We start from the raw sequence: 13,260 nt of genomic DNA, 5'->3' as shown, positions 1-13,260 counted from the left end.
CAGCGGCCGTCCGTGCGCAGCCAGTCCTCCAGCCGCACCACCGGCGTTCCCCGCGCGGCCAGCGGGGGCTGCGGCTCCGGCGGGCCGCTGGTCCCATCTCCCTCGGGACGCCAGCCGCCGCCCACCAGCGTTCCCGTCGTCCAGAGCACCGCCAGCAGCACCGCCAGCCCCGCCACGCCGCCCCACGCCCAATGCACGGCCGGGGCGCGGAACGGCGGGTCCGCGGACGAATCCGTCACATCCGCCACGTTCGCGGCCTCTGCTGCATCCACCGCCGCCGCGGCCGGCTCGACCGTCTCCGCCGGAGGTTCGACGGAGGAGAGCGGTGGGGGAGAGACCGGGGCCGCGGGCGGAAAGGCGGCCGTCTCGCGCGGGGCGGGGGAGAACGGACGCGCGGCGACGGGCTCCGGGGCCGGGCGTGGAGGGCGCGGCGCGCGGCTGCGCAGCTGCTCCGCCAGCTCTGCCGTCTCCGGCTCCGGGTCCGTCTCGAACTCGGCGGCCAGCCACTCCGCCAGGCGCTCGTAGTGCTGCAGCGCGCGCACGCGGTGGCCCAGCGCGTTCCAGGCGCGCATCACCCGGCGATGCCCCGGCTCCGACGCGGGATCCACTTCTACGGCGCGCTGCCCGGCGGCCAGCGCCTGGTCCCAGTCGTCCCGCGTCTCCGCTTCCGCCCCCAAGCGCTCCAGTACCGCCACCGCGACCGTGCGCAGGTGCGCCCGTCGTCCATCCGCCCAGCTCTCGAACGCCTCCGCCCCGGGGCCGGCCTGAAAGCCGGACAGAAAGTCGCCCACGCAGAGGGAAAGGATGTTCTCGTCGACCGCGTCGGATGCAGCGGCGGCCTGCAGCGTGGCGGCGTCGCACTCCAGTGTGGCGCTGCATCCGACCCTGTCGTGTCCCACCTGCACCACCCCGGTCCCCAGCCGCGCGCGCAGCCGTCCGATCGCCTGCGTAAGCGAGTGGCGGGCGTTCTCTTCGCGGCTGTTGGCCCACAGCAGCCCCGCAAGCGCGCCGCGCGAATGGCCGTGCTTTCCCTCCAGGCGAAGGTAGACGAGCAGGGCCAAATCCTTTTTGCGCAACTGGATCGGCGCGCCGTGCTGCACCAGCGCCGGGGTTCCCAGCGTGACCAGGTGCACGTCCGGAGGATCTGAAGGGGCCGGATTGCTCATGATGATGATCCATGACGAGTGGGGGAACGATCCAAGAACTGCGGAATTTCGCCGGCGCATTGTTGTCCCGGATGAGGCCCGGACACACCCTTGCACTTGCATCGATCGTGCGAGGTGGGCCAATTCATTAGGTGCAACGTTCCGCGGGAGCCGTTCCGATCATCGAAAGAACAACGAATTTCGCGAGGAATAGTGCACAAAGGGTCGGTGCAAGGTCCGGATGGGCCGTGGTGGCCAGTTTGTTTACCTCTCCCATTCCGCCGGTTGTGACGGCGCGTTATACTCCATCGTCACTCTCCTCCAATCCGACGCCACCCCCATCGGCCCACGCGTGCGGTACCTGACGCGCATGCCGTGAGATTCCGGGTCCCCCCAGGTTCCCAGGCACTCTCGTGATGCTGCTGCATGCGCCGCACGGCGCCGACCTCGGCACCCTGCTGGCCGACAACGACACGCCCCGGGCCGGCTACGAGCGCCTGGCGTCGTTTGCCGCGCGCCTGCTGCACGCCCCCGTTTCCGTCATCTCCCTGGTAGGCACCGACCGGCCGTTCAGCGCGGGCGAGTCCGGCGACGCGTGGCGCCTGCGGCGCGAGGCGCCGCTGGACCGCTCGCTGTGCGGCGTGGCGGTGAGCAGCGGCGAGCCGCTGGTGCTGCACGACGCCCGCGAGCACCCGGCGGTGCGCCGCAACCCGGCGGTGTGGCTGGGCGAGGTGGGGTACGCGGGAATCCCGTTTCGCGGCGCGGACGGACGCATGGCGGGCGCACTGTGCGTGGCCGACGCGCGGCCCCGCGAGTGGACGGCGGAGGAGGTGGACCTGCTGGCGTCGCTGGCCCGCTTTGCCGCGCTGCTGGTATCGCAGGAGGACGGCACCCCGGCCATGCAGCGGGCGCTGGCCCAGGCGGCGCGCAGCGCCAGCGGCAGCGTGAGCCTGCGGATGCTGCGCAAGGCGGTGGAAACCATGCAGATGGGCGTCACCATCACCGACACTCGCGGCCGCATCCTGTACAGCAACCCCGCCGACGCGCGGATGCACGGCTACTCGCCCGAGGAGCTGGTGGGCGCGCACGCGCGGGTGTTCGCCCCGGCGGAGCACGCCCGGCCGCTGGACGCGGGGCGGATGAACGACGTGGCCAGCTGGAGCCGCGAAACGACCAACGTGCGCAAGGACGGATCCGTCTTTCCCGTGCTGCTGCGCTCGGACGTGGTGCGCGACGCGGCCGGGCGGCCGGTGGCGCTGGTGACCTGCTGCGAGGACCTTACGCACCGCAAGCGGCTGGAGCGCGAGCTGCTGCGCAACGCCTTCTACGACCCGGTCACCGGGCTTCCCAACCGCGGGCTGCTGAACCACCGGCTGGACCTGGCGCTCGACGCCGCCCGCCGCGGGCGGCACCGGTTCGCGGTGCTGGCCATCGAGCTGGACCGCATTCAGCTGGTGCACGACAGCCTGGGACGCGCGGCCGGCGACGAGCTGCTGGTGGGCGCGGCGTCGCGGCTGCGGGAGTGCGCGCCGCCGGACGCCATGGTGGCGCACCTGGGCGGCGACCAGTTCGCCGTCCTGCTGGACGGGGTGTCGGGGGTGGGCGACGCCACGCGGGTGGCCACGTGCGTGCACCAGATGCTGGCGCAGCCGCTGCGCGCGGCGGGGCGCGAGGTGTTCAGCGGCGCCAGCGTGGGGATCGTGCTGAGCGGGCCCGGCTACACGCAGGCCGAGGAGGTGCTGCGCGACGCGGCGATCGCCATGGTCCGCGCGCGGTCGGCGGCGCACGGGCAGTACCACGTGTTCGACCCGGCCATGCACGCCGAGGCCATGGCGCGGCTGCAGCTGGAGACGGACCTGCGGCGGGCGCTGGAGCGCGGCGAGCTGCGCGTCCATTATCAGCCCATCGTGCACCTGCGGACGGGGCGCATCGCGGGGTTCGAGGCGCTGGCCCGCTGGCAGCACCCGGAGCACGGGCTCATCATGCCCGACGACTTCATTCCCATGGCCGAGGAGACGGGGCTCATCCTTCCCATCGGCCTTTGGGTGCTGGAGGAGGCGTGCCGCACGCTGCGGGGGTGGCAGGAGCGGCCGGGAGGAGAGGCGCTGAGGATGGCGGTGAACCTGTCCGCCCGCCAGTTCTCGCAGCCGGACCTGGTGCAGCGGGTCAAGGCGATCCTGGTCAAGACGCAGATCCGTCCGGGAACGCTGGAGCTGGAGATCACGGAAAGCGTGATTCTGCAGCACTCGTCGCGGGTGATCGACACGCTGGGCCGCATCAAGGCGCTGGGGGTGCAGCTGCACGTGGACGACTTTGGCACCGGCTACTCGTCGCTCAGCTACCTGCACCGGCTGCCGCTGGACGCGCTCAAGATCGACCGCTCGTTCGTGAGCGGCGCCGACGCGGGCAGCCTGCAGATCGTACGCACCATCGTGGCGATGGCGCAGGCGCTGGGCGTGGTGGTGGTGAGCGAGGGGATCGAGACGGCGGAGCTGCTGGACGAGCTGCGGACGCTGCGCTGCGAGTACGGGCAGGGCTACTTCTTCTGCCGCCCCGTGGCCGCGGCGGAGATCGAAACGCTGTTCGCGACCGATCCCAGCTGGTAGGCATTCAGTCGGACGGACGGGCGCGGTTTCCCGCGGAGGACGCGGATGAATCCATCATCCACGTCCTCTTCTCGTTTCCTCCGCGTCTTGACCGTGGCATCTTCCCTGGGACGGATGACGATCAGGTCCCGAACGGCAGGTGGATGATGAGCGGACGGTGGGCGTACAGCGGGCGGTGGGCGCTGGTGACGGGGGCGTCGATGGGGCTGGGCGAGACGTTCGCGCGGGCGCTGGCGGCGCGGGGGATGAACGTAGTGCTGTGCGCGCGGTCAGGGGAGCGGCTGGCGGCGCTGGCGCGGGAGATCGAGGCGGAGCACGGCGTGCGCGCCGCGGTGGTTGCGGCGGATCTTGCGCGGCCCGGTGAGCCTGCCCGCGCGTGGGCGGAGGCGGGGCGGGACCGGACGATCGACCTGCTGATCAACAACGCCGGCTTTGGGCTGCACGGCCGCTTCGACGAGCTGGCGGCGGACCGGCAGGCGGAGATGGTGGCGCTCAACTGCACGGCGCTGCTGGAGCTGGCCCACCTGGCGCTGGGCGAGATGCGGCCGCGCGGGTCCGGCGCCGTGGTCAACATCGGCTCCGTGGCGGCCTTTCAGCCGGTGCCCATGAAGGCGGTGTACGCGGCCACCAAGGCGTTCGTGCTCTCCCTCACCCAGGCGCTGGTGGAGGAAAACCGCGGCTCCGGCGTGCGCATCCTCTGCGTCTCCCCCGGCCCCACGCCCACGGGGTTCCAGGCCGTCGCGGGAACGCGCGTGCGCGAGGGACAGATGGGCGTGCTGCGCGCGGAAGAGGTGGTGGATACGGCGCTGGCGGCGCTGGACGCGGGAAAAACGCACGTGGCCCCCGGCTTCGCGAACCGCGTGTCGACGGTGTTCGGGCGGATGCTGCCGCCGGCCGTAGCCGCACGCATCGCCCGCCGCGTCAACGCCGCGCGTTAAGCGGATTCGCAAAAAGAGGTTGGGGTACAGAGGAACAAAGAAGAAAAGAGAGGAACAGAGGACACCCCGTCTTCCTCTGTTCCTCTGGCTTTCTCTGTTCCTCTGAACCCCACCATCTTTTGGAGATTTGGATCAGGGCGAGTGGGACGCAGAAACCTCCGCCCACATCGCACGGCAGAGGGCGATGGTGCGGACGTGGATGTCGACGGTGTCTTCGGTGTCGCGGGCGTAGCCGCCGGCCATCGCCACGGCGACGGGGACGCCGGCGTCGCGGCAGGCGCCCAGCACCAGGCGGTCGCGCTCCAGCAACCCCTCCTTGCTCATCCCCAGACGTCCGAAGCGGTCTTCGCGCCACGGGTCCGCGCCGGCCAGGTACACGGCCAGCTCGGGACGAAAGTCGTCCAGGATCTGCGGGACGTGCAGCTCCAGGGCGGCCAGGAAGACGTCATCACCGGCGCCGTCGGGAAGCTCTACGTCCAGCGAGCTGCGCTCTTTGCGGAATGGAAAGTTCTTTTCGCCGTGGATGGAAAAGGTGAAGACGGAGGGATCGGCGCGAAAGGCGGCGGCGGTGCCGTTGCCCTGGTGCACGTCGCAATCCAGGACGACGGCGCGGCGGATGCGCCCCTCGCGCTGCAGCACGCGGATGGCGACGGCGGCGTCGTTGAAGACGCAGAAGCCCTCGCCGTGGTCGGCGCAGGCGTGGTGCGTGCCGCCCGCCAGGTTCACCGCGATCCCCCACCCGCGCGCCGCCCCCTCGTCCAGCGCCGTGCGCGCGGCGGCGAGGGTTGCGCCGCTGGAGCGGCGGGAGCGCTCGATCATCTCCAGGCTCCACGGAAAGCCGATGCGCCGCTGCTCCAGCGCGGTCAGCGTGCCGTCACGGGCGGCGGCCAGGTACGCGGGCTCGTGCACCAGCGCCAGCTCATCCCACGCGGCGTTGGGGGGCTCCGCCAGCTCCTCCGGACGCAGCACGCCCTCCGCCAGGCAGCGCTCGCGCAGCCGGGCGTACTTTATCATCGGGAAACGGTGTCCCACCGGCAGCGGCAGGACGTAGCGGTCGCTATAGAACGCGCGCACCGCTCAGCCCCGAAGCACGGCGCGGGTCACGGAATCCCGGCTACCTTGTGCGTCTGCACCGACATCCGCCAGGGCGGCCCCAGCTCCATCACCGCCGCGATGGTTTCCCCGTAGTTTGGCCCGCCGAGGATGGGAACGTCCACCGGCTGCAGAAAATACTGCCCGAACCGCGTGCCTTCGGCGATCCTGCGCACGGAACGGACGTCCGGCGTGATCCCCGGGGCGGACGATCCGGTGAAGAGAAGCTTCAGCTCGTCCCCTTCTTTCTGCGCGAACTCCGCCTGTTTGGGAGAGATCGTGAGCCAGTCCACCAGCGAGCGGTCCACGGGGCGCGAGCCGTTGCTTTCCATGGTGATGCGGTAGCCCCGCGCCCGCAGCGCGTCAGACAGCGGGCGGTCAAACTGCAGGCTGGGCTCGCCCCCCGTCGCCACCAACAGCAGCCCCGGTTTTTGGGCCCCGAACCCCGCTTCCGCCGTGCGCCGCACCAGGTCCAGCGTGTCGTCCAGATCCAGCGTGTACACGGCTTTGACCCAGTCGGTATCGCACCAGGGGCACACGTCGTAGCCCAGGTTGCACCCCGCGAAGCGCAGGAACACCGCGGGCGTGCCCGCCTGCGCGCCCTCGCCCTGCAGCGTCGCGAAAACCTCCCGGATCCCGTACTTCCTGGCCGCCATCCAACATCCTCGTGGTCTGATGATCGGACGCATCCGCCGTCCGTACGCAAAGTTACCACTCCCCGCCCCCGTGCGGCACCCCGTGACGGTCGGCGGCCCCGCCTGCAGAACCCACATCGGGGGATGAAAAGCGAAAATTCGACTCATAAAAATCAAAAGTCCAGTCGCATACTGTATACATCTGAATTGGGGGTGGGACATGGACGTCTCACACCGTGTCATCATCTCCCCATCCAGACCCGCCGTGCCAGAGATTGAAATCTTCTAAGTCATTGCATATCAACAACGTTCGGTCGAGTGGCCCCATGGCCCCTGCCTTGCCCTTGGGGATGCCGCAAGCGCCCGATGCCTGGGCACCTGACCTTGGGGGGTCAGCGCACGGTGGCCCGATCACTTTCAGAGCATCCGCACCACCCCTCCTTCCTCTCGACCGCAGCATCCGCCCTCCACGCCGTCCGACGCTGGTCCACCCCCCGAAAGGGCCCGGAGCCTCCCCGCTCCGGGCCCTCCTCTTTTCCCCCGGCGCGCAACCTGCGCGCGGGGCGGCGGGTATGCAGACGCGAGCCGCCACCGGGGCGGACGCAGGTCACACCACGACGGGGAGTTCAGATGAAGATCAGCACGACGATCGCCGCGGGTGCCGCGGTGCTTGCATTCGCGGCCGAGGCCGCCGCCCAGACGCCGATGCCGCACCCGGCGCCGCCGCCTTCGCTGCGCGTGTCGGGCACGGGCGAGGTGCGCGCCGCGCCCGACCAGGCCACGGCCGACTTTGCGGTGGAAACCGCGGCCAGCAACGCGCAGGAAGCCGCGGCGGCCAACGCGCAGGCCATGGACCGCGTGATCGCGGCGCTGGTGCGCGCCGGCGTGCCCCGCGAGCGCATCGAGACGCGCGACTACAACGTGTTTCCCGACTACGACCCGCGCCCCATGGAGCAGGGCGGCGAGCCGCGCATCCGCGGCTACCGGGTGATGAACACCGTCAGCGCCACCACGCACGACATCACCCGCGTGGGCGGCCTGATCGACGCGGCGCTGGGAGCCGGCGCCAACCGTGTGCACGGAGTACGCTTTTCGCTGCGCGAACCGCAGCGCTTCCGCGCGCAGGCCATTGCCGAGGCCACCCGCCGCGCCCGCGCCGACGCCGAGGCGCTTGCGGGCGCGATGGGGCTGCAGCTGGGCATGGTGCGCGAGGCGTCCACCGTGGAGGTAGGCTACGGCGGGCCGGTGATGATGATGGCGCGCGAAGGGATGGCCGACATGGCCGCGCAGTCCGCGCCCACGCCCATCAACCCCGGTGAGCAGACCGTCCGCGCCACCGTGGTGATTGTCTACTCGTTCGCGAACTCCAACTAGGGAACGGCGGCTCACGCGGAGTCGCGGAGTCGCGGAGTCGCGGAGTCGCGGAGTCGCGGAGGCGCGGAGGCGCGGAGGCGCGGAGGCGCGGAGAACTGCAGGGGATAGAAACAGAGGCGCGGGGGATTCAATCCGATCCTCCGTGCCTCTGTTTCTTTTACCTCCCTGTTCTCCGCGTCCTCCGCGGCTCCGCGGCTCCGCGGCTCCACGTGAGGCTTTTGCGTCTTCAGCCGCAGGGCGGGCGCTCGAAGGGCGAGCCGACGACGACGGACGCATGCAGCGGCACCAGCGAGCCGAACACACCCACCCCGTCGCCCACGATGCTGGACACGCGCACCGGGCCCGACGGGTTGAACGCGCCGCCGCGCACGCCGTTGATGTAGTTGCGGTCCGCGGCGGCCACCACCACGCGCGCCGTGGTGCCCACCGGCAGCCCCGTCTGCAGCAGCCGCAGCAGATTCTGGTTCAGGCTGAAGCGGTCGAACACGCCAAACTCGCCGGGCAGCACCAGCGACGTGTCCGCCGCCGACACGGAGACGCCGATCAGCTCCAGCGGGTCGGGCGCGTTGAAGCTGTCGGGCAGCACCAAGCGCAGCCCGCTGATCTGAAGCGGCGCGATGTAGCCCCACGCGCCCCGCGACTGCGTCCACGTAAGCGGCAGCGGCGTTTGCGGCTCCAGCGAGCACGCCACTGGCGGCTGGTCGTTGAAGCGCGACTCGGGCACGCCGTTCAGCGTAAACTCGTCCGGCACCACGGTGCGCCCGCGCGCCTCTTCACCACGTTCGGTGCGGACGCTTAGGTCGTACGTGGCGCCCGGGACAACCCAGCGCCCGGCCGCGTTGGGCGAGGCGTAGCAGGTGCCCTGGATCTGGATCGGCGTGTCGGAATCCAGGTAGCCAGGGTCGAGGGAGTAGCACGAAAGCAGGGTTTCTTCAAGGCGGATGCGCAGTCCGTCCCCGCGCGTCACCACCACATCGGCCCCCGGCACGCCCCCGGCCACGCCGCCCTGCACGCCGCGGTGCAGCAGGATGAACTGCGATCGCGCGTCCGTCCGCAGCACTCCTTCCACCACCAGCCGGTCGTCCCCCGGCGCCACCGTCACGTCCGCGATGGTGCAGGCGGAGAGTGCCAGCACCGCGGCCGCCGTGATCATCTTCCTCAACCGCATCCCTGCCCTTGTCCGGTTCCTGTGATGCTTGCGAGCCGCGCTTCTACACGCGCACTCCACTCTGCCCAGCGCTGGACTACCGCCACGCGTCAGCCTGTCGAAACGATGGGCTCGAACTCAGCCTCTGCGACCAGACGAACTCCCATATCGCTCTTTCAAGACCTTTGGCAGATTTCGCTCGTAATCAGAAGCTCGCTTCCACGCCGATGGACGGCAGCACGGGGAACATGCTGATGCCGCTGCGGGTGGGCGGGCTTTTGTCGTAGTTGAAGAAGTAGAACAGCACGTTGCGCTGGTTGTAGACGTTCAGCACCTGCAGGTACGGCGTGAGCGTGCCCCAGCGGCGCACGTACGGGCGGCGCACGGTCAGGTCCAGGCGGTGGTACGCGGGGTAGCGCTCGCGGTTGCGGTCACCGGGGACCACGTAGTAGGGCACGTCGGGATCGTCGGCCTCGGGGCGCGGAAGGCGGTAGCCACCGTCCGCCACGTCGGTTTCGAAGCCCACGACCTGCGCCACGGGGCGCGTGAACGGCGTGCCGGTGCCGTAGTTCCACCGCAGTCCCGTCTCCAGCGCACCTGGCAGCCTGTACTGAAGCACCAGATCGACGTCCACCCGCCGGTCGAAGATGGGCGAGAACGTCACCGTCGGCGGCACGCCGTCGATCCCCCGCGCCAGCGGATCGGGAAAGGTGCGTTCCGCGCGCAGCAGGCTGATGGTGGTCCATCCCGTCAGCCTGCCTGTGTTGCGGCGCACCAGCAGGTCCACCCCGTACGAATCGCCCTCGCCCTGCAGCAGGTCGTCGCTGGTCAGGTTAGGGTCGTCGGCCAGGTTGAAATCCGTGACGCCGTCGTAGGTGCGGTAGTAGGCCTCGGCGGATGCGTACCACGCGTCGCCCCAGTACTTCTCCAGCCCCAGCTGCACCTGGTCGCTCACGACGGGGGGCACGTTGCGATCGGCGAGCACCCAGCGGTCGTTGCTGACGGGGAGCGCCTCGTCGCGGATGGAGTGCAGAAACTGCACGTAGCGGCCGACGGCCAGCTTGACCGCCGCGTCGCGCCGCAGACCCAGAAAGCGCTTGACGGCCAGCCGCGGCGACAGCAGCACACAGGTGCGCTCCGCCGGCCCGTCGGCATCATCCGGCACCGCGTCGCCGGACGCGCAGGCGCCGGCGCCGCCGCGAGACACGTCCATCCGCAGCCCGGGCTCCACGATCCACGCGGGCGTCGGCTTCCAGCTCACCTGCCCGTACGCGGCGCCAAAGATCCCGTCGCGCCCGTTGGCGAAGAACGTCGTTCCGCCGGCGTCGGCGCGGTTTTCGTAGTCCATCCGCACCACCTCGCCGCCGGCCTGGGCGGTAAGGGCGCTGCTCACCTGGCGCGTAAAGTCCTGCCGCAGCGCCGCCTCGGTGACGCTGGAGGCAAAGCGCGTATCGTCGAAGTCAGGAAAGGTCAGCGTCTCGGCGTAGCGCGAAAAGCCCAGCCGCGTCTCGCTGACCCAGCGCGAGCCCAGCGGCTGCGTCCAGCGCACGCCGGCCACGTCGTTCCCCCAGTTCCACCGAACCTTGAGGATGCTTCCCTCGTCATCCTCGCCCGGCGGGTCGAAATTCGAGAGATCCAGCACGTCTTCGCCGATGTAGCCCGTCAGCTGCAGCCGCCCGCCGCCGGCCGTCTCCATCGTCGCCCCCGCCTGCAGGTCGGTGAGGTGATACGGAAAGTCCGTCACCGGCCGCAGCAGCGCATCGAAGTACGAGCGGCGGCCGGAGAGGTACCAGCTCCCCCGCTCGCCCCCCAGCCCGTTGACGATGGGGTCGGGGAGCGCGGAGTGCAGCGCGATGCGGCTGGCCAGCACCGACACGCCCACGTCCGCTCCAAAGCGCTCCTCGCCCGCGTCGCTCTCCACCGTCAACACGGACGACACGCGGCCGCCGTACTCCGCGCCAAAGCCGCCGGACAGCAGCTCAGCCCGCGCGATCACGTCGGAGTTGAAGACGCTGAACAGGCCGCCCAGGTGGAACGGGTTGAAGATGGTAAAGCCGTCCAGCAGGATGAGGTTCTGGTCCGACGATCCACCGCGCACGTTGAAGGCGCTGGAAAAGTCGGAGGTGCTGACGACGCCGGGGAGCACTTCCACGGCGCGCAGCACGTCGGCCTCGCCCAGCCCCGGCAGCATCTTGATCTCGTCGCCGGTGATGACGCGCGTGGTGACGCCGGCCTCCGTCTCGAAGCGGGTGCGTTCCCGCTCGCTGTCGCGGCGGCTGAGCACTTCCACGGCGTCCAGCACCAGCGCCTGGTCGGAAAGGCGCAGCTCCACGCGCTGCTCGCCCGCGCGCACGGCCACCTGCTCCACGGCGGCGGCAAAGCCCAGGCGGGTCGCGCGCAGCGTCCACGCGCCGGGCGCCAGCCCCGTCACGCGGTAGGCGCCGTCCGCGCCAGAGGTGGCGCGGCGCGCGCGGCCGCCGGCGGTGGGCGTGGCGGTAACGGCGGCGCCCTCCAAGGGCTCGCCGGCCGGGTTGAGCACACGGCCGGTGACGGTCGCGGTTTCCTGCGCATGCGCGCGTCCGGGGACGAGCGCGCAGGCGAGGGCGGCGCACGCCAGCGCGAGCCGGGCCAGGCGGCGCGTGGAAATCAGACGAAATGCAAGAGTACGCAAAGGAGGTGGAATCCTTCGTTTCAGATCGGCGTCAGTCCGCGGTGCGGCGGATGCAGGGCAAGAGACCGGCCGCCCGACCGCGGCAAGGCCGGATACCTGCTCCCGGTACGAAAGATCCGCACAACATAGGGGCGGAGGAGCCCACCCCCGGTGCTTCGAACGGCATCGGACTGCATCCGCCGGGGGTGCCCCGCCCCCGGCCCCTCCCCGTTCGTTCCTCACGGAGAGGGGAGAACTTCCGTGATCCACGGCCAGCATCGATCTGCGTCGACGCGTCCCCTCCGGGTCGGCACCACCGGCCCACCTCTCCCCAAAAACCCTGGGGGAGGTTGGGGTGACCGACAGAATTAGGCTCGACGAACAGCATCGGACTGCATCCGCCGGGGTGCCCCTCCCCGTTCGTTCCTCACGGAGAGGGGAGAACTTCGATCGCGCTTCGGCGGGCCCGGCGCTGGGGCATACTTGCGGCGGGTGGGGGCGTCGGCAGAAGTTGGGATCGAACGGAGAACGCGCGGAGGCGGGCGGTGCGCACAGCGGATGCTCGTTGTTCACCTCCCGATCCGGCTCCGGATGATACCCGGGCGATCCCAATCCACTACTGATCGATGGTCGGTTTTCCGATGGAGACAAAGCCGCGCAGGCTGGTGAGCATACGCCGCCACGTACCCGCCGACCGCATTCCGGAGTACGCGGAACTGTACGCGGCGCTGCACCACGCGGCCGTGGCGCGCGGGGCGCACGCGTGGGCGTTCGCGTCGGCGGACCACCGCGACACGTATTTGGAGTTCCTGGAGTTTGGCGCCGACAGCGACGTGCGCAGCGACGAGGCGGTGGTGGCCGCCATCCAGGCGCTGCACGAGAAGTTCGGCGAGCCGTATCCGCCGCCGCGCACCCTGGAAGAGTGGGTCGCGCTCCCCACCCCGCCCGCGCTGGAGCAATGAGCGACCGCGACCGTCTGCGCGCCCTGCTGCTGGAGCGCTCGTTCCGCACGGGCGACTTTGTGCTGGCCTCCGGCGCGCGAAGCCAGTACTACATCGACTGCCGCACCACCACCACGCACGCCGAGGGTCAGGCGCTGGTGGGACGGCTGGGGCTGGAGCTGCTCCGCACCGCCGGGATCACGCCGGACGCCGTCGGCGGGCTGACGATGGGTGCGGACCCGGTGGCGTACGCCATGGCGCACGCGTCGTGGCTGGCGGGGGCACCGGTGCACGCGTTCTCGGTGCGCAAGCAGCCCAAGGAGCACGGCACCGGCAAGCGGGTGGAAGGATGCTTTGCGTCCGGCTCGCGCGTGGTGGTGGTGGAGGACGTGATCACCAGCGGCAAGAGCGCGCTGCAGGCGTGCGACGCCGTGGAAGCGGAGGGCGGCATCGTCCTGGGCGTCATCGCGCTGGTGGACCGCGAAGGTGGCGGACGCGAGGCCATCGAAGCGCGCGGATACGCCGTGCACACCCTCTTTCCCGTCAGCGAGTTGCTGGCGGTGGCGGCGTAAGCGGAGCACCGCGAACTCCGGATCGCCGCGGCAGGCTTCCACGCCGGTCCCCCTCCGCGCTCGTAACCGTCGCCCACCTCCCCTGAAACCGTCGGGAGAGGTTTACGTACACGATTCCTCCGGAAGCTCCCGACGAACAACCAGACACGAGATCGATCGA

10 protein-coding genes are annotated in these 13,260 nt (G+C 70.5%); 5 read left to right on the top strand and 5 right to left on the bottom strand.

Annotation, left to right across the window (positions count from 1 at the left end):
* On the bottom strand, positions 1–1,166 hold a 1,166-nt coding region (locus ACOJUJ_RS18715; RefSeq protein ID WP_420128415.1), incomplete at its 3' end, for an AfsR/SARP family transcriptional regulator.
* Positions 1,167–1,561: 395 nt separating this feature from the next.
* On the opposite strand from ACOJUJ_RS18715, the gene ACOJUJ_RS18710 reads away from it, so the two are divergent.
* Both ACOJUJ_RS18710 and ACOJUJ_RS18705 read left to right on the top strand, forming a co-directional pair.
* Positions 1,562–3,751 (top strand): putative bifunctional diguanylate cyclase/phosphodiesterase, encoded by a 2,190-nt coding sequence (locus ACOJUJ_RS18710; RefSeq protein WP_420128417.1) that lies wholly within the window; start codon positions 1,562–1,564, stop codon positions 3,749–3,751.
* A 146-nt stretch (positions 3,752–3,897) separates the two neighbouring features.
* Positions 3,898–4,689 (top strand): SDR family NAD(P)-dependent oxidoreductase, encoded by a 792-nt coding sequence (locus ACOJUJ_RS18705; RefSeq protein ID WP_420128414.1) that lies wholly within the window; start codon positions 3,898–3,900, stop codon positions 4,687–4,689.
* A 132-nt stretch (positions 4,690–4,821) separates the two neighbouring features.
* On the opposite strand, the gene ACOJUJ_RS18700 is transcribed toward ACOJUJ_RS18705, so the two are convergent.
* The gene (locus ACOJUJ_RS18700; protein ID WP_420128413.1) at positions 4,822–5,763 is read right to left on the bottom strand and encodes a histone deacetylase; all 942 of its coding nucleotides are present in this window, start codon (positions 5,761–5,763) and stop codon (positions 4,822–4,824) included.
* Between the two features lie 26 nt (positions 5,764–5,789).
* A complete protein-coding gene (locus tag ACOJUJ_RS18695) occupies positions 5,790–6,437 on the bottom strand; it encodes a 7-carboxy-7-deazaguanine synthase QueE (protein ID WP_420128412.1) in 648 nt (215 codons plus the stop codon).
* Between the two features lie 609 nt (positions 6,438–7,046).
* Here ACOJUJ_RS18695 and ACOJUJ_RS18690 point away from each other — a divergent pair.
* Positions 7,047–7,790 carry an SIMPL domain-containing protein gene (locus tag ACOJUJ_RS18690; protein WP_420128411.1) on the top strand — a complete coding sequence of 248 codons (744 nt, stop codon included), beginning with the start codon at positions 7,047–7,049 and terminating at the stop codon, positions 7,788–7,790.
* 226 nt (positions 7,791–8,016) lie between these two features.
* Here ACOJUJ_RS18690 and ACOJUJ_RS18685 read toward each other — a convergent pair whose 3' ends face one another.
* Positions 8,017–8,952, bottom strand: coding sequence for a hypothetical protein (locus ACOJUJ_RS18685; RefSeq protein WP_420128410.1), 936 nt, complete (start codon positions 8,950–8,952; stop codon positions 8,017–8,019).
* Positions 8,953–9,142: 190 nt separating this feature from the next.
* Positions 9,143–11,608, bottom strand: a complete 2,466-nt coding sequence (locus ACOJUJ_RS18680) for a TonB-dependent receptor (protein ID WP_420128409.1) — start codon at positions 11,606–11,608, stop codon at positions 9,143–9,145.
* 605 nt (positions 11,609–12,213) lie between these two features.
* Between ACOJUJ_RS18680 and ACOJUJ_RS18675 the strand changes: the two genes are divergently transcribed.
* Together ACOJUJ_RS18675 and pyrE are read left to right on the top strand one after the other, a co-directional pair.
* Complete coding sequence (locus ACOJUJ_RS18675; protein ID WP_420128408.1) at positions 12,214–12,549, top strand: hypothetical protein; 336 nt, start codon at positions 12,214–12,216, stop codon at positions 12,547–12,549.
* Entirely contained in the window at positions 12,546–13,100 is a 555-nt protein-coding gene (gene pyrE / locus ACOJUJ_RS18670) for an orotate phosphoribosyltransferase (RefSeq protein ID WP_420128407.1), read from the top strand. The genes ACOJUJ_RS18675 and pyrE overlap by 4 nt, the downstream gene beginning before the upstream one ends.
* The last annotated feature ends 160 nt before the right edge of the window (positions 13,101–13,260 follow it).

Origin of the sequence: Longimicrobium sp., from assembly GCF_048594345.1 — a bacterium.
Classification (GTDB): domain Bacteria; phylum Gemmatimonadota; class Gemmatimonadetes; order Longimicrobiales; family Longimicrobiaceae; genus Longimicrobium.
Note: the sequence above shows the minus strand (reverse complement) of the source record. Positions and strands in the feature narration are given on the sequence as shown.

Excerpts from the sequence above, each read along its gene's own strand:
- ACOJUJ_RS18710 (WP_420128417.1), top strand. The coding sequence starts at position 1,562 with ATGCTGCTGCATGCGCCGCACGGCGCCGACCTCGGCACCCTGCTGGCC.
- ACOJUJ_RS18705 (WP_420128414.1), top strand. The coding sequence starts at position 3,898 with ATGAGCGGACGGTGGGCGTACAGCGGGCGGTGGGCGCTGGTGACGGGG.
- ACOJUJ_RS18695 (WP_420128412.1), bottom strand. The coding sequence starts at position 6,437 with ATGGCGGCCAGGAAGTACGGGATCCGGGAGGTTTTCGCGACGCTGCAG.
- ACOJUJ_RS18690 (WP_420128411.1), top strand. The coding sequence starts at position 7,047 with ATGAAGATCAGCACGACGATCGCCGCGGGTGCCGCGGTGCTTGCATTC.
- ACOJUJ_RS18675 (WP_420128408.1), top strand. The coding sequence starts at position 12,214 with ATGGTCGGTTTTCCGATGGAGACAAAGCCGCGCAGGCTGGTGAGCATA.
- pyrE (WP_420128407.1), top strand. The coding sequence starts at position 12,546 with ATGAGCGACCGCGACCGTCTGCGCGCCCTGCTGCTGGAGCGCTCGTTC.